We start from the raw sequence: 22388 nt of genomic DNA, 5'->3' as shown, positions 1-22388 counted from the left end.
AACGAATAACTGAGATTAATGAGAAAAATATTCAATAGTGTATTAGGTTTACTGGCTTGCTTTTCAATTTCCTGCCAAGCACAAAATTTATTAGAGAATGATTTCTCCAACTCGGCAGAGAAACTGAACTGCGTGGGGCGTGGTGTATGTCAAGTCTCGAATGGTGTATTGAGTTCGAAAGGGTCATTTGCTCTCTTTGGCAATAAAGTCTGGACGAACTACAGTATGTCGTTTAAAGCGCGTGCACCCAAGGAAGCTGAGCAAGTACAAATTTGGGCAGGTTTCCATACCTATAACCGTTTCGACCGCTATGTGGTAGGTATTAAGGGCGGTCTACAAGACGACCTTTATTTGATGCGCACCGGCTATATGGGAATGGATGAGTTGATGGGAGTTCGTCCGCTAGGCTTTCACCCCGTACCCGGCGAATGGTATTCTTTACGTATAGAGGTATGCGGTAACCGTATCCGTGTGTTTGTAAATGATAATAAATTACCCCATATTGACTTGGTGGATAAACACATGCCCCAACAAGCTCCCTCTGGCGAAGTAGCTTTGGGGGGAAGCTGGATCAAAACCGAGTTCGACGACCTCAAAGTGGTAGAACTCGACAAAGACGCCTTGAAAAGCATCCCCCGTAAAGAATTCCAAAAACAGCTTACAGTACGTGAGAAAGAAACTATCCGCAAACAGGCACGTGCTAATTACAAGGGTGTGAAGGTGACTGAACTGACTACCGACCGCACAGAGATAGACCTTGACGGAGATTGGCTATTTATGCCAAGTTACCAGATGAATGATGCAACACAAGCTACCGCTATAACTACCAATGATGACAATTGGCACATCATGCAAGTACCTAATTTTTGGACTCCCATCCGTATCTGGTTACATGGAGAGAGTATGTCATCCCCCACCGGTCCGCAATCAAAAGGTGTATCTGATACATATTACCAACAGGAGAGTGACCGTTGCGAAAACTATACTTTCGAATACCGCCGTACCCGCGCTGCCTGGTATAGACAGTGGATTGAACTTCCCGAAGGTGTGAAAGGCAAACAACTAACCCTTTCATTCGATGCTGTTTCGAAGATGGCCGAAGTCTATATTAACGGACAGAAAGCCGGTTCTCACATCGGTATGTTTAGCAATTTCGATATTGATGCCACTCCTTACATGAAGCCCGGTAAGAATCTGGTAGCCATTAAGGTAACCCGCAACATTGAAGGAATGTCCGAGCAGACCAGTGATGCTATGGAGAACTACTACTCATCGGTGCGTAAGGAAGTGGAGGATAATAAGAACGACAAGCAGGCCAACAAGCACGTGATTACCGATGTACCTCACGGATTCTATGGCGACAATCCTGCCGGTATTTGGCAACCCGTGAAATTGATAATTACAAATCCTGTGAAAATTGCCGATGTATTTATCCAACCATCGACTACCGGTGCTGTTTTCGAGGTAACCGTTAAAAATAGCGCTTCCAAAAAATCAACTTTCACAATCTTTACCGATATCATTGATAAGAAAACCGGAAAAACGCTATGTAGCAAAGCACTCACTAATGTTGTAAGTTTAAAAGGTAACGAACAAAAAGTATATAAATGTAATGTTAATGGTCTGCAACCCAAATTATGGGAACCCGCTACTCCCCACCTCTACGACTTCAAGTTCTCGCTGAAAGATCCAAAGGGTGTAGCTACCGACCTGTTAACCATCACTTCGGGATTTCGTACCTTCGAATCGAAAGACGGATTCCTCTATCTCAATGGTCGTAAATACTGGCTACGTGGAGGCAATCACATCCCCTTTGCACTTTGCCCCAACGATGCCAAATTGGCTGATAAGTTCATGCAACTGATGCGTGAGGGTAACATCAACTCTACCCGTACACACACTACTCCTTGGAACAAACTTTGGATTGAAGCCGCTGACCGTAATGGCATTGCCGTAAGTTTTGAGGGTACTTGGCCTTGGTTAATGATCCACTCTACTCCCATTCCTGATAAAACTACTATGGATTTGTGGCGTGGCGAATGGTTGCAATTAGTGAAGAAGTATCGTAACCACCCATCAGTAATATTCTGGACAGTAAACAACGAAATGAAATTTTACGATCTTGACGCTGATCTGGAACGTGCCAAACAGAAGTTCTCCATTATATCGGATGTAGTAAAAGATATGCGTAAGGTAGATCCCACACGTCCTATCTGTTTCGACTCGAACTACTTGAATAGTAAGGCTGTCCGCCGTTTCGGAAAGGAATTTGTAGACACCATGGATGATGGAGATATCGACGATAACCATGCTTACTACAATTGGTATGATTTCTCAGTTTTCCGTTTCTTCAACGGTGAATTCCAAAAGCATTTCAAGGCTCCGGGACGTCCACTTATCAGCCAAGAGATGAGTACCGGTTATCCCAATAACGAAACTGGACATCCTACCCGTTCTTATCAGCTCATTCATCAAAATCCATTCTCTTTAATTGGTTATGAAGCTTATGATTGGGCTGATCCCGCTTCGTTCCTCAAGGTGCAATCGTTCATTACCGGTGAACTAGCTGAAACATTGCGTCGTACTAACGAACAAGCATCGGGTATCATGCATTTTGCCTATATGACATGGTTACGCCAGTGCTACGACTATAAAAACATCAGTCCATACCCTACCTATTACGCAATGCAACGTGCCATGCAACCTATTCTAGTAAGTGCCGAACTGTGGGGACGCAACCTTTACGCTGGCAGCAAACTAGCTACTCGCATCTATCTGGTCAACGACCATGAGCAAGGTCGCGCACTTACCGCTACTGACCTTGAATGGCAGATTGTAGATGAAAACAACAACGTATTAGCATCGGGGACCGACAAATTCCCAGCTGTACCTTACTATGGTCGTACTTATATTACACCCAATATTACCATGCCCGCTCAACTGAAGAACGAAATTATGCCTGTAAAATTGAAACTAGCGGTGAAAGAGAATGGTAAGGTAATTTCAACCAACTGGTATGACCTCAACGTGGCACGGAAAGAGTATGCAACCGCACACGTAATTGATGGTAAACATATCGCTTTGCTCGATAATGACGGCATGGCCAAACAGCTCGACGCGATGAATATCCCTTATCAAAAGGTGACTACCGTTAAGGAATTGACAGCCAAGAAGCTGAAAGCCGACCTTATCATAATATCAGGACGTAACCGCTGTACACCTGATGAAGCCAAAGCATTGACCGACTACCAAGCCAACGGCGGCAAAGTACTCTACCTGAACAGTAACGAAGTAGCCAAAGCCGTTTATCCTGATTACATCAAGAGTTGGGTAACGCCTACTGAAGGTGATATCGTAGTGATGGAGCGCAATGACGCTTCCGTGTTCAATGGAATTGATGTATTGAACTTACGTTACTTCAACAACAATCAACGTGAGATGCCTAAAGCTTGCAATACTACTATGGACGTAGTTCGCCATGCCAATATAACCGAGCTGGCCACCCAGATGAAGATACACGCTTATTTGGATGAAAGCAATATGGAGGCTCGCGCTGAACGACTTGAGAAGCTTCGCGGTCTCACCCTTTTCCAAGTGACCGAAGGTAAAGGTAAGGCTATCGTATCAACCATGAGTACACAAAAGGCTGATACCGATCCTATCGCAGGCAGATTATTAGTTAACATTATCAACGATTTGCTATAATATCCAATTAAGTATATGAAACTGAAATTATTTTCTTTAGTAATGGGACTCCTTTTGGGGGTCCCTGCGTTGCAGGCAAAAGTTGAGTTACCATCAGTATTGGCCTCAAATATGGTGCTCCAGCAAAAAACGAGTGTAAAGTTGTGGGGTAAAGCTAAGCCTAGTGCACAACTTACTATCAAAACCTCCTGGAACAACAGAACCGTAAAGACCAAAGTGGGTGCGGACGGCAAATGGGAAGTCGAGATATATACTTCCAAAGCCGGTGGTCCTTACGAAATCACATTCAATGATGGCGAAAAGCTGACTTTAGAAAATATACTGCTAGGTGAAGTGTGGCTTTGCATGGGACAATCGAACATGGAAATGCCCATACGCGGTTTCGACCGTCAACCTCATCGTGGTGGCAATGATATTATAGCCCGTTCCAAAGCCTCCACCCCTATCCGTATTTTTAATACGGACAGAAAAGACGGCACATGGTTTCGCCAATCAGCCAAAACTCCGCAAGAAGACATGCACGGTGAATGGCAGGTGAACAGTCCTGAGAATGTAGCTATCGCCAGCGCCGCTGCCTACCACTTTGCCCGTTATATCCAAGAAGTACTCGAAGTGCCCGTGGGAATCATGGTATCTACTTTAGGTGGTTCGATGATAGAGCCGTGGATGAGCCGTGAAGCTTTGAAAGCATTCCCATCCGTCAATCTCTCGATGCTCGACAACGGTCAGCCGGTAAAGTCACTCCACACGGAGCCAACTGTGCTCTTCAACGCAAAAGTGGCACCGCTAACCAAATTTGCCATCAAGGGGTTCTTGTGGTATCAGGGAGAAAGTAACCGCAGTAACTACAAACTTTACAAAGATCTGGTACCTGCTTTTGTAAAAGATTTGCGTAACCGTTGGGGACGTGGAGATTTGCCCTTCTATTATGTGGAGATCGCTCCGTTCGACTATGAAGGTGCCAATGACATTTCAGCTGCCCGTTTACGTGAAGTTCAAGCCACTCACATGAAAAGCATTCCCAACAGCGGTATGGTAACCACACTCGATATTGGCAATCATGTCTTCATCCATCCGATGGATAAGGCTACTGTAGGTCAACGTCTGGCTTGGTGGGCCTTGGGTAAGACTTATGGTTTAAAAGGATTCGGATATGCTCCTCCCATTTACAAATCAATGGAGATTAAAGAACATAAAGTCTACATCAATGTAGAGAATGCCGGGAACGGTCTTTGTCCGATGTGGACTCCACTCAAAGGTTTTGAAATAGCCGGTGAAGATCGAGTGTTTCATCCTGCATCTGCCGAAATCGAGACCAAAACCTGCCGGTTAGCTGTATCCAGTCCCGAAGTACCCAACCCTGTAGCAGTACGTTATGGTTACCATAATTACGCTGAGGCTTATGTATTTAATATCGAAGGGTTGCCTTTAGTACCTTTCAGAACGGATAATTGGGATAAATAATTTTAAAGAATAAAACGAGATGTTACGCTATTTACTTATTTCACTGATATTCATGTCATGCGCAGCAAGCATACCGGCTCAGCAAAAGAATGAAATCCCCGTTTGGCAAGACAAAGCCGTGACTGCCGGCAGTGCTTACGAACCTACTATGACTTGCTATCTGCCCGAAACTCCCAATGGTATCACAGTGATGATTTGTCCGGGTGGCGGATATGATCACTTAGCCATTACGCATGAGGGACATGATTTAGCTCCTTGGTTTAATGCGCAGGGTATCACATATATAGTATTAAAGTATCGCTTACCCAAAGATGGGGTAAACTATCCACTTATAGATGCCCAACAAGCCATGATTGTTGTACGTGAACATGCAAAGGAGTGGGAGATTGACAAAAACAAGGTGGGTATCATGGGTTGCTCGGCTGGTGGACATTTGGCTTCACTGCTGGCTACCTCTTGTGAAACAGAGGCGATGCGTCCCAACTTCCAAATCCTACTTTATCCTGTTATTACCATGCAGGCTAACCTTACCAATTCCGGTACACGCAATAAGCTTATCGGTACTAATCCCACTGAAGAGCAAATACAAAAGTATTCAACAGACAAACGTGTCAATGCACAGACTCCCCAAGCCTTCCTGACACTTTCTTCGGACGATTACGGAGTACGCCCAGCTAATAGTTTGCTCTATTTCGAATCGTTGCTGCGCTATCGGATTCCTGTGGCTATGCACATCTACCCTACCGGAGGGCACGGATGGGGTTTCAAAGATTCCTTTAAATATAAATCCGAATGGACTGCCGAACTTCAACGTTGGTTGAAAGACGGAATAGTTTGGAAATAATCACACTAAATAAACTAATCATGAAATTGAATAAAATTCTAGTCAACTCAATAGTTGCAACAGTCCTGTCGCTCAACTTACAAGCTAAAGTTACTATGCCTGCTATCTTTACCGACGGTATGGTGTTGCAACAAGAGTCAAAAGTGCCTATTTGGGGTTCCACCGACAAAAAAAGTAAACCTGTGTATGTTACCACTTCGTGGGACAACAAAAAATACACTGTTCAAGCCGATGCGCAAGGTAAATTCAAGCTAAGCCTTGAGACTCCCAAATTCGGTGGTCCTTTCGAGTTGACAATCGATGATGGTCAAAAACTTACATTAAAGGATGTGATGATTGGTGAAGTGTGGCTTTGCTCAGGCCAATCAAATATGGATATGCGTATGGCCGGACGTATTGCCGATCCTGTAGAGAATACGTTAGAAGCCTCTATCGTAGCCCCAAATCAGGGGATTCGCACCTTTAATATCGCCATTACTATGAAAGGGCAACCGCAAACCGATTGTAGTGGTTCGTGGAAACATGCCAACATAGAAACGATCCCTGACTTCTCAGCGGTAGCCTATTATTTTGCCCGCAAAATCAATGAAGTGATAGGGATGCCTGTAGGTGTGATCTTGGCAAGTTGCGGTGGCTCACGCCTTGAAGCTTGGATGAGTCCCGATGGTGTAGCTCCTTTCAAAGAAGATCCCACAGTGAAATACCAATCTGCCTTATACAACGGTATGATTGCTCCTATTGCTGGATATGGTATTCGTGGTTGCCTGTGGTATCAAGGTGAGGCTAATACTGATGCAGCAGAAAGCTATGCCAAACTTTTCCCCGCTATGGTAACTGATTGGCGTAATATCTGGAGGCAAGGTGATTTTCCCTTCTACTATGCACAAATCGCTCCCTTCAACTATGGAGACAAAAAGAACTCGGCCTACCTGCGTGATGTACAGCGCAAGTGTCTTGATATAATTCCGTCGTCAGGTATGGTATGTTTGATGGATATAGGTGATGCCCACACCATTCACCCCAAAGAAAAGAAACAAGTAGGCGAACGATTTGCTTATCTGGCTTTGGGCAAGGCTTACGGTAAAAAAGGGTTCCCTACTACCGGACCACTCTACAAGTCAATGCAAATTGAAGGAGATAAAGTAACCTTAACCTTCGACGAGATTGGTATCGGCATGACTTCTTTCCGCCGGCACATCACTGATTTTGAAATTGCCGGTGAAGATAAGAAGTTCTATCCTGCTCAAGTACGTTTTGGCAAGGACTTTCTGACACTGATTGTCAGTTCGGCACGCGTGCCCAAGCCGGTTGCCGTACGTTACGGATTCAAAAACTATGTGAAAGGTACCTTGTTTAATATGGCAGGATTACCCGCTTCGTCGTTCAGAACCGATGAATGGTAAACAACTGTATACATCCTTACTAACCGCATTATCAGATTACTGATGAAAAATATAATACTTCTACTTGCTTGTCTCTCTTCTTTCCCGACTCACATCTTAGCGCAAGATGACACGGTAAACGAACTAATGGGACAAAGTTCGGTTGGAACGACAGTTCATACCGGAACAACTCAACAAATCCTATCCTGGCAACAACGGGGGACCGACCTACTACTGCATACAACTGGAGGTATACTCTGTCTACGCCCTTACCAAACAGGAATACTTCATGTAAGCTTTGGAACGAAAGCCAAGAAATTACCGGGAAGCAGTTATGCTGTTACACAAGAACCTGCTACCGCTTCTTTTCAGGTACGTGAAGACGAGAACTACATCGAGTTATCAACTACACAATTCAAAGCTTCTGTCCATAAAAAACAAGGATACCTTACCTTCTACAACCAGGCGGGACGACAGCTCCTTTCTGAATCACCTGCCATCGCACGTGCCAGTGCCGTATCTGATTCCATCACACCTAGCTGTCATTTCCGTCTTTCACCGAACGAAGCCCTCTATGGTTTGGGGCAGTATCGTGACGGACATATGAATCTACGGGGTATTAAACGCGAACTGATACAATACAACACGCAAGCCGCCATACCCGTAGTATACTCTACCGGTGGGTGGGGAGTATTTTGGAACAATCCTTCACGTACAATCTTTGAAGATACACAAACCGGTATGAGTTTCATATCCGACTATGGAACAACAGTAGACTACTATCTCTTTGTAGGCGAAACACTTGACAAACTCGTAGCTTCGTATCGTTCGCTTACTGGTACCGTACCCATGTTACCCGATTGGGCACTAGGCTTTCATCAAAGCCGTAATCGCTACCACAACCACAAAGAAGTATTGCAGACTGTAGAACGCATGAATCATGAACAAATACCGCTAAGTACCATCTTTATTGACTATCATCATTGGGGTAAATACGGCACAGGCTCATTCCGTTTTGATGAACGTGACTTTCCCAATATACCCGCCATGCTCGACACCTTGCACAAAAAATATGACACCAAAGTCGTACTCACCGTATGGCCCTGCTTCAAGCCAAACACTGAAAATTATAAAGAAATGTCCGATAAAGGATATCTCCTTGACGGCGCCAAAGCCATTGACGGCATTATCTATGACACATTCAACCCTGAAGCAGCTAAAATGTATTGGGATAAATTCTCAGCTTTACTCAAATATGACATTGATGGCTGGTTCCTAGATGGCCCTGAACCTGATCATGTAGTATCGTTCCTACCCACCACTACTTACTTAGGTTCGGCCCAACGTGTACGTAATATCTACCCACTAGTGCATACCGGTCACTTCTACGAAGGCATCACTCAAGCACAGCCCAACCATCGCTCTTATGTATTGACTCGTTGTGCTTGGGCCGGACAACAGAAATACGGTACTGCCGTATGGTCAGGCGATATACCTGCCACATTCGATGAATTAAGATTGCAAGTGACAGCCGGACTTAACTTCACAGCTACTGGTATTCCCTATTGGACTACCGATATAGGAGGCTATCTAGGTGGCAATGCAGCTGATGAAGCCTACCGTGAACTCTTCACCCGTTGGTTCCAATATGGTACTTTCTGTCCCATTTTCCGTTCCCATGGTCGCCGACATCCCGGCAATACAACGGGTCCTAACGAGCTTTGGGCCTATGGCAAGCGTGTACAAGACATCTGTACCAACTTTATCCATTTGCGCTACCGCCTTATGCCTTATATTTATACACTCACTGCACAAACTACCCTGCACGGCTATACTCCCATGCGTCTATTGGCCTTCGATTTCGCCAACGACCCGAAAGTAATCAATTGCAAAGATGAGTTTATGTATGGTCCTGCATTCCTAGTATGTCCCGTACTACAAGCAGGAGTTACCCAACGCCAAGTCTATCTACCTAAAGGTACTTGCTGGTTCGATTTCTGGAACAATACTTCTTATCAAGGAGGGACTACCCTCCAAGCCGCCGCACCGCTCCATCGTATACCACTTTACGTCAGAGCAGGTTCTATCATACCTTACTATGCCAAAAGTCTGAAGCATATAAATAGCGACACATCCATCGAGGTGTCTATCTATCCCGGATCTGATGGTCAGTTTGTGCTCTATGAAGACGACGGTACGACCTATGATTATCAAAAAGGTAAATACCATATCACCTTGTTGCAATGGAACGAGCAGCAACGGACATTTACTATCCGCCCAGTCCAAGGTAAACCATCCAAACAACGTACCATCACCCTTCGTCTCAAAGGCACCGATAGCAAAAAAGAAGTTGTAAAGCAGTTGAAATACAGTGATAAAGTAATGTCTGTATCATTTTAAATCAAAGACCAACCATGAGAAAACATTTATTTTGTTTATTAATTATCATGATGTATAGCTTTGGCAGTGTGTCAATTCCCTATGCGTACTCCATGCATACAACTATAAATACCCCCATGCAACAATATCATTCTTTGCAGAAAGAGCTAGCCAAAGGTTGGAATACTTGGGACACCCGTAGCGTACTGACACATGTCTACCTTCCCTACGGGTTTGCCATTGATCTGAATTTGATTGATATGAACGGACATCGGGCCAGTCAATTCAAAGTAGGTGCACGTGGCATTGACAAACCTATATTAAAACCTCATGCACATACCTACGATGGAACTTATACCAAAATGGAGGTGAAATGGCATGGCTATGCCTGGATGATAGAAAGTGCAGCCAAAGGCAGTACTAATATTATTATAGTGACCAACCTCAATGGCAAGAAAGGAGCCAAACTGGCAGTAATACCCAAATCATTATGGGGACGTGGAAATATTATACATTATAATTCTGAGGAAATCTACTTAGCGCCCAAAGACAAATCAGTACCTGTAAAAGCTCACTTATTGGGTGCTCCAGTAGAGCAAAAGGGGCGTGACTTACTAATATCGACCGATACCCAGATTGCCATTTGTTGCGGTATGACCTCTACATTGGAACAGGCAGTACTAAGAGTAAAACAATGCGGTGAAGAGTTTGTGGTTGAAAACAAACTGAAATACGGTAAAAACTACGATTGCTATAATGCCATGCAAACGATCTTGGGGTGGAATAACATCTATGATCCCGGCATCCGCAAGGTGATTACCCCTGTAAGTCGCATCTGGAGTTCGGAATGGTTTGCCAGTGTAGATTTTGGCGGGTTTACGCTATTCTGTTGGGATACTTATTTTGCTTCGATGATGCTGGCAGTGGGGAATAAAGCACTGGCCTATGCCAATGCTGTGGAGATCACCAAAGCCATAACCGAATCGGGATTTGTTCCCAACTGTTATTATAGTAACGGATTCAAATCACGTGACCGCTCACAACCCCCAGTAGGGTCAATGGCTGTTTGGACTCTCTATCAGCAGTACGGTGACAAGTGGCTACTCGAACTGCTCTACAATGAACTTCTTTCCTGGAATAATTGGTGGATTGAGAATCGTTCATGGGAAGGGCTGTTCTGCTTCGGCAGTTCTCCTTACGAAAAGGTAAGCTATTTCCGCTCGGAATATGACCAAAACACCGCTTATGCAGCTTGTCTGGAATCGGGGTTAGACAATTCGTCCATGTTCGATGGTGTCCCTTTCAATAAAGTCACACATATGCAAGAACAACAGGATGTAGGCCTCTCTTCGCTCTTCGTGATGGATTGCGACTATCTGGCACAAATTGCCCGCACGTTGAATAAAAAGGAAGACGCTGTTATGCTTGAAGACCGTGCTGATAAATACCGTGACAATATCAATCAGCTTTGGGACAAGGAAAAAGGACTTTATTACAACCGCTCCACTCAAAACGGTAAGTTTAACCGTCGCATATCACCCACCAATTTCTATCCGCTTTTGGCTAAAGCAGCCAGCCAAAAGCAAGCCGAACGAATGATGAAAGAGCATCTTCTTAACCCCGAAGAGTTTTGGGGTGAATATGTCATTCCTTCGGTTCCACGCAATGATCCGGCTTTTAAAAATAATGACTATTGGCGCGGACGTATTTGGGCTCCACTCAACTTTCTGGTATATATGGGATTACGAAATTATGACCTTTCCAAAGAGTGTCGGCAATTGTCTGACAAATCAGAGAAACTACTTTTGAAATCATGGCTTAAAGATGGCTATGTTTTCGAAAACTACAATGCCACCACGGGCGAAGGTGATGATTCCGTACGCAGTGACAAATTCTATCATTGGGGTGCCTTATTGGGCTATATCACACTAATAGAAAACGGAGTAGTAGAATTATGAAAAACATAAATATAATATGAAGAACAAATCTCAACTAATTCGATGGAAACTATGCAACAGCCTTCTGCTTTTAATATGGCTATGCCCGACATGGACAAACAGTTTACATGCCGGTAACCTCCCGTTGGCCTTAGACGATAATATTTCATCAGGACGTTTTACTCTGTCACTGTCCGGCAAAGGTTGGTATATGTGGCGAGACAAGCAAGCGACGTGGAAGAATGACCGTCTTTACCTACCTCATGAAGCAATCAATCTAACACAACTCCCTGCCAACGCTCCTACGGGGGGATGGGGGACGCTTACACCTGCCATAGCTATGCCAGTACAGGTACCTGGAACGGTGGAAGAATATACTACCACTTCCGACAATCCGCACCCGGACGATGGTACAGGTGTGAGCTGGTGGTTCAGGACTATCAATCTACCCACACACTTGCAAGGAAAACGCGTCGTACTACACTTTGAATCTGTGCGGCAACGTGCTGAAGTCTATTTGGACGGACATCTAGTAGGCTATGATGTTATCGGTGAAAGTCCTTTCGATGTAGACATCACCCCAGCAGTACAGTGGGGGGAAAAACAGCAATTAGCTATCAGAGTAACACATCCGGGTGGAAACTTTCATTGGCAAGATTTCAATGAAATGAGGTGGGGAGCATATAAGATGATTCCCGGCCGGTCGTTTGGTGGCATTATTGGACGCGTCACACTTAATGCCCTAAATCCTATCCACATCTCTGACATTTATATGCAGAACCAGCCCAACCCACAGCAAGTAAAAGCTATACTTACTGTGCGAAATGACGAAAAGTCCACTCACCATGATAAATACAATCTTGAAGTAGTGCTGCATGAGAAAGGAAATGAGAGCCAAGTGATAGGCACACAAACTATCACTCTCAAGCAACTCAAGTTTGGTGACAATCAAATAGAATTAACCTTTGACTGTCCCCATGCCAAACTTTGGCAACTCGAAAGTCCACACTTATATCTTTGCAAGGCTATACTTCAATCATCGAAGCGCATCACACTCGATACCACAACGCAACAGTTCGGTTTTCGCTGGTTTCAGCCTACTGGTATTGGTGAGGATGCCAAGTTAGTACTGAATGGCCGCAGGATAATGCTGCGCACAGCCATCAGTTGGGGGTATTGGCCTGTGACAGGACTCTATGCTACCCCCGAAATGGCCGACAGACAGATACGTACAGCCAAACGATTGGGGCTGAATATGCTCAATTTCCATCGCTCTATAGGTTCCCCCATAGTACTTGACAAAGCTGACGAATTAGGTCTGCTTTATTATGAAGAGCCAGGAGGGTTTCATGCAGCCGGACGTGACTCATTTGCCCGTGCACAAGCCAATATAAAACTGACACGTATGATAAAGCGTGACCGCAGCCATCCGTCACTCATCATCTACAACCTGATTAATGAATGGGGCGGTCCCAAAAGTCGTGATAAATGGCTTACCACCAAACGCATGAACGATATGCGTCAAGCCCACCGAATTGATCCTAGTCGGGTGATGACATTCACTTCAGGGTGGGCAGGCCAAGAACATACCGAAGAGGATGCCAAAGCCCATATGCTCCCTTTTGATACTACCCTCTACCGCAAAGGATGGTATGACAACCATCGAGCAGGAGGCCCGGCCACATGGGAAGAAGGCTATTACCGAAGTACAAAAAATAACCTAATGTTTACCACCAACCGTACCGAAGTGTATATGCGTGGCGAAGAGGGAGCTATCTCCACTCCTCCACGTTTGGCGCTGATAGAAAAACAAATAGGACTTGACGGAGTTACCGGTTGGGATGGGCTACTTTGGAAGAAACAATATATCGCTTTTAAAAAATTCTTCGAACAAAAAGGGTTGCAGGCAAGTTTTGCCACCATCGACGAATGGACACAGAGTATGGGTGATGTACAGCTCGACCACCAAGGTAGACGTTTACAGGGTATGCGTATGCAGAATATAGGCGATATCTATGCCGTGAACGGATGGGAATCCATGCCTTATGACAATCATTCGGGTATTGTTGATATTTACCGCAACTGCAAAGGTCATGAAGAAGTGTTCACCTACTACACGCAGCCTTGTTATGTGACCGTATCACCTTGCAGCCAGTTTTTAAAGTTACCCCATAGTGTAAAAGTGGATTTCCATCTCATCAACGAGAATATCTTGAAAGGTAATTACCAATTGGTAGTAACTACCATATCACCACAAGGAAAAGAAACTCAGCAACTTCGCAAAGCAGTAACTGTCAAAGGTAGTGATTGCTATGGGCAACTCTTACATGAACAGCTCACCATCAACATATCGCAAGGTGAAGGTATGCATCGTATCAAAGCCTGCTTGATAAATGAAACAGGCAAAAAATGCGCTGAGGGTGAAGATAGCGTGTTGGCCATCGAAGACAATAAGCAACTGATATCCGGACGAGGAGCACTCTACAGTTCATCTGCTCCAAATGACGCTACGGCTACTTATTACCAAAATCAAACAGACCAGCCGTTGCCTGCCTTTAATCCGAGTATGCCCGCACTCGATTGGCTTGTGGTAACTCGTCCGTCACTTGACGCTCCCCACCCCATCCCCGAAGAAGCTTTCTGTAACAACGGACAGCCTGCTTTCAAAGTATTATGGTTTAAAGATAACGATATAGGAGCTTTAGCCGGTGTGTCCTCCGACACAAAGATCGACCACACCTTTGTGGAAGGTGAACAGCCTCACAAGCTAATTCCCGCCAATCAATCATTCTCTGCTATCTGGAAAGGCAAACTAAAAGTCCCTTTGACCGGTACATTTCTCCTCGGAGTATCATCCAATCAAGGTATGCGCTTGTCAGTCAACGGAAAACGTATCATTGATGAATGGAGAAACAATAAACAACAAACTATCACCCGTCCTTTCCAATTGGAAGCAGGACAAGAGATAGAGATAAGTGTGGAATATAGTCAAAACGCTCCTTCGGGCAGTGTACAATTAGTATGGTCACTTCCCAACTCGGCGAGCATCTCACCACAGCATTTGCTTGACAGGGTGAAAAAAGACGGAACTACACTAATACTCCTCAAATCAGCCGAGTCGTGGATGGATGCCATAGCACAAGCTACCGGATGTGTCTATAAAGGATTTTACTCAGTAGGACGCAATTGGATAGGTGGTATTCACTTCGTAAAAGAACATCCCCTGTTTAATGGACTGCCCACCAACACAGCTATGGGATGGCCTTACCAAGCATTGGTGCACGAGGGAGATAAGAGATTAGGGTTCTATTTGGAAGGTGACGAAATGATTGTAGGCTCCTATCGTACTACCCCCTTTTGCCTAGGTTCTACTTTGGGAATCATTCCTTATGGTAAAGGGAGAATAATCTACTCTACACTTGATGTTGTAGACAACTTACTGTCACAAGAACCGGCAGCCGAAGTGGCTAGAAAACTTTTTTGCAATATGCTTTCTATTAGTAACTGGTAAAGTAATCTGCAAACTAAAAGATGGGTAGCCCGCTCAGGCTACCCATCTATAAATTATTAATGTAAACTGAAAACAATCTTCACCTATTTAGCGGAAGTCCTTCAATTCTTCCTGTAACCTCTGACGAGTAAAGAAGATACGGCTTTTCACTGTTCCCAAAGGAAGATCCAGTTTTTCAGCAATCTCACGATACTTAAATCCGGATACGTGCATAGCAAACGGAACTCTATATTCTTTTGGAAGGGCATTAACCACACGGCGCATCTCTTTTAAATCATAAGCGCTCTCCGTGCTTTCAAATCCTGAATCTTGTGGCAGGTTTATATGGTAGAGGTTATCAGTCTGATCGACGAACGTTTGGTCTCGTACCACTTTACGATAGTTATTAATAAAGATGTTGCGCATTATAGTGTACATCCATCCTTTGAAGTTTGTATCGGGGGTATATTTATCTTCGTTATCCAAGGCTTTTAATGAAGTTTCCTGTAACAAATCGTTTGCTTCTTCGCGATCGGTTGTTAATTTATAAGCGAAACGGAGCAATTCTTCCTGTACTCCTACCAGGTCTTTCTTGAAGCTTAAACTTTTCATATGCGTTACTTTTAATTTGTGAATACTTGTTTCAATTCGATGATGCAAGTTTACGAGAATTCGATGGAAGCAATGAACCGAGAATAAACATTTTTTAGGGGAAAATCTATCCGCCGACTATTTTTAGGTCATTTCTGATAGTTTTTGGGTGGTGTTCCGGTATGCCACACAACAAAAAATCCCATTTTGAAGTCACACTTGACTCAAAATGGGATAACACAAACAAACAATATTAGCGATTTTCACAAACAGCTGTCTTTTTTATATTCTAAAATTCATAAGACTGATTTAGATTATGTTACTAGAACATTTTTATTATGGATACAAATGTATTACTTTATCAGCACATTACAGGTAGGAAGTAGAAATAGTTATAAAAAAAAATCCATCCACATATAAAGAATAGTACATATACACAAATAATTATATACAAGGTAGGACTATCACCTGAGAATGAATATCTAAAAATCGCCCATTTCATCGGAAGAAAACGGGAATAAATTATATTTTAGATATAGCCTCATTTGCAAGCTAAAAGCAAAAAGAGTATCTTTGGCATACAAAATAAAAAGTATAATGATGATACTGAAATGCTGTCTGCCTATTCTCTACCTACTACTAACATGGTGCCCGTACATTTCCGGAGTACCCCCAAGAACCCCTCAACCTAAAAAAAGTCCGATGGCTCTATACATGGATTCTCTAGGATTGATAAACGTTACTGAGCTAGACAATAGTCTTGCTGTACAGCTAATGTACACACAGGATCATAACTTCACCGGGGAAGTCCTTTACGATAATCTGACAGAAGCTTATTTGCACCCGGACGCCGCATATGCTCTCGTGAAGGCGCAAAGAGCTTTAAAGGAATTACACCCGTCTTATAGCCTCATCATTTACGATGCTGCCCGTCCAATGTCTGTACAGAAGAAAATGTGGAATGTAGTGAAAGGAACCTCCAAATACAAATACGTCTCCAATCCGAATCGGGGTGGTGGACTACATAATTATGGCTTAGCCGTGGATATCAGTATTCTGGATTCATCCGGACAACCATTGCCTATGGGGACGAAAGTAGACCATCTGGGTGTAGAAGCCCATATCACACAGGAAAACGAGCTGGTACGCAATGGAAAAATAAGCGAGACGGAACATCAGAACCGGTTACTGCTACGGACAGTAATGAAAAAAGCCGGATTTCGTGCACTCCCCAGTGAATGGTGGCATTTCAATTATTGCAGCCGAGATGTAGCTAAACAGAAATATAAATTAATTCCATGACCGGCACCCCATCATTAATCACATTATCGTATCATATAACCATATCTTTATGTATATCTCCTCTGAAACCCGACTTTTTATCCGCGAACATTCAACAGACGATGTACGTACTCTTGCTTTACAAAGCAAAAAATATCCGGATGTAGATATGCCGGTTGCTATCACTCAGATTGCAGGACGGCAAATCGCCACAGAAAAGATTCCGTCGTGGAAAAAGATAGAAGATATAAGATATCCCAAGCACCTATCCTTAGAACAATGTTCTTCGGAGATCACCGCCTATTACAAAGCCGGTCTCCTGCAAGGAGATTCCTTAACTGATCTGACCGGAGGATTCGGGGTAGATTGTTCATTCCTTGCCGAAAGATTCAAATCCGTCACTTATGTAGAACGACAAGAAGAATTGTGCGGAATAGCCGCACACAATTTCCCCATATTGGGCCTAAACCACATTAATGTAAAGAACGAAGACGGAATAGCTCACTTGAAAGCAATGTCTCCGGTAGACTGTATTTTTCTCGATCCCGCCCGCCGCAATGAGCACGGAGGTAAAGCTATCGCTATCTCCGACTGCGAGCCCGACGTAGCCGAACTCGAAGGACTCTTACTAAATAAGGCCAAGCAAGTAATGGTAAAGCTCTCCCCTATGCTCGACCTTTCATTGGCACTACGAGAACTGCAACAGACACAGGAAGTCCATATTATATCCGTCAATAACGAATGTAAGGAGTTACTGCTGATTCTCGGTCAGACAGTACCGCAAGAAATCAAAATCCATTGTGTCAACCTCTCCACCAAAAGAGAGCAAGAAGGACAACACTTTACATTCACCCGTGAACAGGAGCAATGCAGCCAATGTAACTACACAGATTCTTTAGATGAATATCTGTATGAGCCTAATACCTCCCTTCTGAAGGCCGGAGCTTTCAAAAGCCTGTCATCCGCTTTTCCTATAAGGAAATTACACCCCAACAGTCATCTTTACACCTCCGACACCTTGATTGATAACTTTCCCGGAAGAATATTCCGGATTGTCAATCAATGCAGCTTCAATAAAAAAGAAAGCAAAGAATGTCTGGCCGACCTCAAGAAAGCAAACATCACCATCCGCAACTTCCCGGCTACGGTAGCCGAACTCCGTAAACGGATCAAGCTATCGGAAGGAGGAGATACTTATCTATTTGCCAGCACATTAAATAACGAACAAAAAGTCCTGATCCGCTGCGAGAAAATCAAGTAGATACCTCAAATGCCGTAATATAAACGTAACATATTTGTTATGCGTTCTTCAACCAACTGTAAAAAGCAAGAAACGTCACCCCTCTACTTTTGCAGCAAATAATTAACGCACGCTAACATTTATGAAACGATTTATCAGATTAGTCTCATTAGTTCTTTTAATTATGAGTACAAGCGGTAACACTTTTGCAGAAGAAAAAGTGAACGTAGTCAAACAAGGTACTATCCGCGGACGTATTGTGGATACTTCCAAACAAATTCTTCCGGGAGCCTCCATCTATATTGAAAAATTAAACACCGGAGTAACAAGTGATATCAACGGTTACTACACATTTGCCAATCTTACTCCCGGCACATACACCGTAAAAGTAAGTTATGTAGGTTACTCTCCTGTCGAAATGAAGATAACCATTCCTGCCGGAAAGACACTCGAAAAAGATGTAGTGCTCAACGAAGGATTGGAACTGCAGGAAATAGTGGTAGGCGGTGCTTTCCAGGGACAACGCCGTGCCATCAATGCACAGAAAAACAATCTGGGAATCACTAATGTCGTTTCAGCCGACCAAGTCGGTAAATTCCCCGACTCTAATATCGGAGATGCATTGAAACGTATCAATGGTATCAACGTACAATATGACCAAGGAGAAGCCCGCTTCGGACAAGTACGCGGAACTTCCGCCGACCTTAGTTCCGTAACCATCAACGGCAACCGCCTCCCTTCCGCTGAAGGTGATACGCGAAACGTTCAGCTCGATCTGATTCCCGCCGATATGATACAGACCATTGAAGTGAATAAAGTAGTTACTTCCGATATGGACGGAGACGCTATCGGAGGCTCCATCAATCTCGTCACGAAAAGCACTCCGTACAAACGTATTTTCAGTGCTACTGCCGGAACCGGATACAACTGGGTCAGTGAAAAAGCCCAATTGAATCTGGGGCTTACCTACGGCGATCGATTCTTCAATAATAAATTAGGAGTAATGGCTGCTATCTCCTACCAAAACGCTCCAGTAGGATCGGATGATGTGGAGTTCGAATATGATGTCAACAAGAAAGGGGAAGTAGTCATGGTAGAAGCACAAAAACGCCAATACTACGTAACCCGTGAACGCCAAAGCTACTCATTGGCCTTCGACTACGATATAAACCCGAACCACAGACTGACATTGCAGGGTATCTATAACCGCCGCCATGACTGGGAAAACCGTTACCGTGTCACTTATAAGGACCTGGACAAGACAGGACTGGATGACGAAGGTGAAATGCAACAATCCGCACAAATAGAAACTAAAGGAGGCACACCCAACAATAAAAATGCCCGTTTGGAACTACAGCAGACTATGGATTTCAGTCTGGGTGGAGAGCACCAATTCGGCAAACTATCTATGGATTGGGGAGCTTCTTACGCACGTGCCACCGAAGATCGTCCGAACGAAAGATATTTTAACCTGAAACAGGACTTTCTCGGATTCGACGTCGTAGATGCAGGCGACCGTTTTCCATACGTGACAACAGATGTAAGCCTCCACAATGGAAAAGTAGACGGTGAAAGAGGAAAATGGAAAGTAAAGGAACTGACCGAAAGCAATCAGGAAATCTATGAAAATGACCTGAAATTCAAAGTCAATTTCGAACTGCCTTTAACCAACGGTATCTACGGCAACAGTCTGAAGTTCGGAGCCAAATATGTTTCCAAGACAAAAGACCGTGACGTAATCTGCTACGACTACGCAGATGCATATAAAGACACCTACGATACAGAATACATGAACAATCTTACCAGTCAGATCCGAGGCGGCTTCATGCCCGGCAGCCAATACAAAGCTACGGATTTCGTCTCCAAAGAATATTTAGGATCACTCAATCTGACCAATATGGAAGGTGAGCAGGTTCTTGAAGAGTCTTCCGGCAATTACCACGCCAAAGAGAACGTTACTTCCGCTTTCTTCCGTTTCGACCAGAATCTCGGAAAGAAAATAAAGATGATGTTAGGACTCCGTATGGAAGCCACTCATATTAAATACAACGGCTGGAATTGGAACGTAGATGAAAACGAAGATGAAAGCCTCGAACCGACCGGTGATCATAAAAACAACTATGTCAACTGGCTTCCCAGCGTCTTATTCAAATACGATGTAAACGACGATTTCAAAGTACGCGCATCTTTTACAGAAACATTAAGCCGTCCCAAATATTCGGCATTGATCCCGTGCGTGAATATCAACCGTAGCGACAACGAGCTGGTGATGGGTAATCCTGATCTAACTCCGACTATATCCTACAACTTCGATTTAAGTGCAGATTATTACTTTAAAAGTGTAGGTTTGGTCAGTGCAGGCATTTTCTACAAGAAAATCAACGATTTCATTGTAGACCAGGTAATAGGAGATTATACCTACCAGAATAACGAATACAAAAAATTCACTCAGCCCAAAAATGCAGGTGATGCAGATCTATTAGGCGTAGAACTTGCTTACCAACGTGATTTCAGTTTCATTGCTCCCGCACTGAAATGTATCGGATTCTACGGCACATACACCTATACCCACACTAAAGTGAACAACTTTAACTTCGAAGGACGTGAAAATGAAAAAGACTTGTCTCTGCCTGGTTCTCCGGAACACACAGCCAACGCCTCTCTCTATTTCGAGAAGAAAGGATTCAACGTACGTCTCTCTTATAACTACGCCTCCAGTTTTATCGATGAAATGGGAGAAGTTGCCGCACTAGACCGCTATTACGATGCTGTCAATTACATGGACTTGAACGCCAGCTATACGTTTGGGAAGAAAATAAAGACTACGTTCTATGCGGATGCCACTAATTTGCTGAACCAGCCGTTGCGTTATTATCAAGGCGTCAAAGACCGTACAATGCAGTCGGAACACTATGGAGTGAAGATTAACGCCGGAGTAAAAGTCAACTTCTGATACAGGCTGATTTGTTCCTTTTAAACCAACAGTCCCTCAAAAATAAAATAATTGCATATATTTACAAACATCTAATATACAACAGAATATGAATATAAAGATTAAAGGTTTATTGATTCTAGCACTGATTTCCGTCTGTACATTCGCTCAGGCACAATTGACGGATTATTCTATATTTGATCAGAAGTTCAACTTCTACATAGCGAACGACTTGGGACGTAACGGATATTATGACCAAAAGCCGATTGCCGAACTGATGGGTACGATGGGAGAAGAGGTCGGTCCCGAATTCGTCCTGGCTACCGGGGATATCCATCATTTCGAAGGAGTGCGCAGCGTGAACGACCCCTTATGGATGACCAACTACGAACTTATCTATTCTCATCCGGAATTGATGATTGATTGGTTTCCGATTTTGGGAAATCACGAATATCGCGGTAACACACAAGCTGTATTGGACTACACCAATATTAGCCGCCGTTGGACAATGCCCGACCGTTACTATACAAAGAGATTCGAAGAAGAAGGTGCAACCATCCGTATCATTTGGATTGACACGACTCCTCTGATCGACAAATACCGCAAAGAGAATGATAAATACCCCGATGCCTGCCAACAGGATATCAACAAACAACTGGCATGGTTGGATTCTGTGCTGGCTAATGCCAAAGAAGACTGGATTATCGTAGCCGGACACCATCCTATCTATGCATACACCCCGAAAGAAGAAAGCGAACGGATGGACATGCAGAAACGTATAGACCCTCTCTTGCGCAAATATAAAGTAGATATGTATATCTGCGGACATATCCACAACTTCCAGCATATCCGCGTTCCCGAAAGTGACATCGACTATATTGTCAATTCCTCTGCATCACTGGCACGCAAAGTAAAGCCCATCGAAGGAACAAAATTCTGTAGTCCTGAACCGGGTTTCTCCATCTGCTCTATCAACAAGAAAGAACTTAATCTACGCATGATAGACAAGAAAGGAAATGTGCTTTATACAATCACCCGAAAGAAATAAGTTCTCTTAAAAAGATAAATTCTACTCTCAGAAAAAACACACGACATAGGGTGTCTCTTTCGTGATGAAAGGGACACTCTAACTATATATCTATC

12 protein-coding genes are annotated in these 22388 nt (G+C 43.8%); 11 read left to right on the top strand and 1 reads right to left on the bottom strand.

The genetic code is table 11. The features are described from left to right. The first annotated feature begins 18 nt into the window (after positions 1-18). The 7 genes from ACNOGP_RS05050 to ACNOGP_RS05020 all read left to right on the top strand — a co-directional run bounded on the left by ACNOGP_RS05050 (position 19) and on the right by ACNOGP_RS05020 (position 15222). Positions 19-3705, top strand: coding sequence for a glycoside hydrolase family 2 TIM barrel-domain containing protein (locus ACNOGP_RS05050; RefSeq protein WP_418214239.1), 3687 nt, complete (start codon positions 19-21; stop codon positions 3703-3705). 15 nt (positions 3706-3720) lie between these two features. Further along, complete coding sequence (locus ACNOGP_RS05045) at positions 3721-5169, top strand: sialate O-acetylesterase (RefSeq protein WP_255507977.1); 1449 nt, start codon at positions 3721-3723, stop codon at positions 5167-5169. Positions 5170-5188: 19 nt separating this feature from the next. Beyond that, positions 5189-6013, top strand: coding sequence for an alpha/beta hydrolase (locus ACNOGP_RS05040; RefSeq protein WP_418214238.1), 825 nt, complete (start codon positions 5189-5191; stop codon positions 6011-6013). 20 nt (positions 6014-6033) lie between these two features. Continuing rightward, positions 6034-7416 carry a sialate O-acetylesterase gene (locus ACNOGP_RS05035; protein ID WP_272720183.1) on the top strand — a complete coding sequence of 461 codons (1383 nt, stop codon included), beginning with the start codon at positions 6034-6036 and terminating at the stop codon, positions 7414-7416. A 42-nt stretch (positions 7417-7458) separates the two neighbouring features. Continuing rightward, positions 7459-9795 (top strand): TIM-barrel domain-containing protein, encoded by a 2337-nt coding sequence (locus ACNOGP_RS05030; protein ID WP_418214237.1) that lies wholly within the window; start codon positions 7459-7461, stop codon positions 9793-9795. 116 nt (positions 9796-9911) lie between these two features. Further along, positions 9912-11732: an MGH1-like glycoside hydrolase domain-containing protein gene (locus ACNOGP_RS05025; protein ID WP_418214236.1), complete on the top strand. Its 1821-nt coding sequence runs from the start codon at positions 9912-9914 to the stop codon at positions 11730-11732. Between the two features lie 16 nt (positions 11733-11748). Continuing rightward, positions 11749-15222 carry a PA14 domain-containing protein gene (locus ACNOGP_RS05020; RefSeq protein ID WP_418214235.1) on the top strand — a complete coding sequence of 1158 codons (3474 nt, stop codon included), beginning with the start codon at positions 11749-11751 and terminating at the stop codon, positions 15220-15222. 87 nt (positions 15223-15309) lie between these two features. Here the strand turns inward: ACNOGP_RS05020 and ACNOGP_RS05015 are convergent, their stop codons facing one another. Further along, positions 15310-15813: an RNA polymerase sigma factor gene (locus ACNOGP_RS05015; protein ID WP_022275661.1), complete on the bottom strand. Its 504-nt coding sequence runs from the start codon at positions 15811-15813 to the stop codon at positions 15310-15312. A gap of 576 nt (positions 15814-16389) precedes the next feature. Between ACNOGP_RS05015 and ACNOGP_RS05010 the strand changes: the two genes are divergently transcribed. From ACNOGP_RS05010 to ACNOGP_RS04995, 4 genes are all read left to right on the top strand, one after another. Further along, positions 16390-17094, top strand: coding sequence for a M15 family metallopeptidase (locus ACNOGP_RS05010; protein WP_418214234.1), 705 nt, complete (start codon positions 16390-16392; stop codon positions 17092-17094). Positions 17095-17143: 49 nt separating this feature from the next. Beyond that, a complete protein-coding gene (locus ACNOGP_RS05005) occupies positions 17144-18334 on the top strand; it encodes a THUMP-like domain-containing protein (protein ID WP_418214233.1) in 1191 nt (396 codons plus the stop codon). A gap of 121 nt (positions 18335-18455) precedes the next feature. Beyond that, positions 18456-21266: a TonB-dependent receptor gene (locus tag ACNOGP_RS05000; RefSeq protein ID WP_418214232.1), complete on the top strand. Its 2811-nt coding sequence runs from the start codon at positions 18456-18458 to the stop codon at positions 21264-21266. Between the two features lie 94 nt (positions 21267-21360). Then, a complete protein-coding gene (locus ACNOGP_RS04995) occupies positions 21361-22293 on the top strand; it encodes a metallophosphoesterase (protein WP_143868895.1) in 933 nt (310 codons plus the stop codon). Positions 22294-22388: the final 95 nt, after the last annotated feature.

Source organism: Bacteroides difficilis, from assembly GCF_048319815.1.
GTDB lineage: Bacteria > Bacteroidota > Bacteroidia > Bacteroidales > Bacteroidaceae > Bacteroides > Bacteroides zhangwenhongii.
This window is presented reverse-complemented; position numbering and strand designations above follow the sequence as displayed.

Coding starts and splice junctions, on each gene's coding strand:
- ACNOGP_RS05050 (WP_418214239.1), top strand. CDS start 19: ATGAGAAAAATATTCAATAGTGTATTAGGTTTACTGGCTTGCTTTTCA.
- ACNOGP_RS05045 (WP_255507977.1), top strand. CDS start 3,721: ATGAAACTGAAATTATTTTCTTTAGTAATGGGACTCCTTTTGGGGGTC.
- ACNOGP_RS05040 (WP_418214238.1), top strand. CDS start 5,189: ATGTTACGCTATTTACTTATTTCACTGATATTCATGTCATGCGCAGCA.
- ACNOGP_RS05035 (WP_272720183.1), top strand. CDS start 6,034: ATGAAATTGAATAAAATTCTAGTCAACTCAATAGTTGCAACAGTCCTG.
- ACNOGP_RS05030 (WP_418214237.1), top strand. CDS start 7,459: ATGAAAAATATAATACTTCTACTTGCTTGTCTCTCTTCTTTCCCGACT.
- ACNOGP_RS05025 (WP_418214236.1), top strand. CDS start 9,912: ATGCAACAATATCATTCTTTGCAGAAAGAGCTAGCCAAAGGTTGGAAT.
- ACNOGP_RS05020 (WP_418214235.1), top strand. CDS start 11,749: ATGAAGAACAAATCTCAACTAATTCGATGGAAACTATGCAACAGCCTT.
- ACNOGP_RS05015 (WP_022275661.1), bottom strand. CDS start 15,813: ATGAAAAGTTTAAGCTTCAAGAAAGACCTGGTAGGAGTACAGGAAGAA.
- ACNOGP_RS05010 (WP_418214234.1), top strand. CDS start 16,390: ATGATGATACTGAAATGCTGTCTGCCTATTCTCTACCTACTACTAACA.
- ACNOGP_RS05005 (WP_418214233.1), top strand. CDS start 17,144: ATGTATATCTCCTCTGAAACCCGACTTTTTATCCGCGAACATTCAACA.
- ACNOGP_RS05000 (WP_418214232.1), top strand. CDS start 18,456: ATGAAACGATTTATCAGATTAGTCTCATTAGTTCTTTTAATTATGAGT.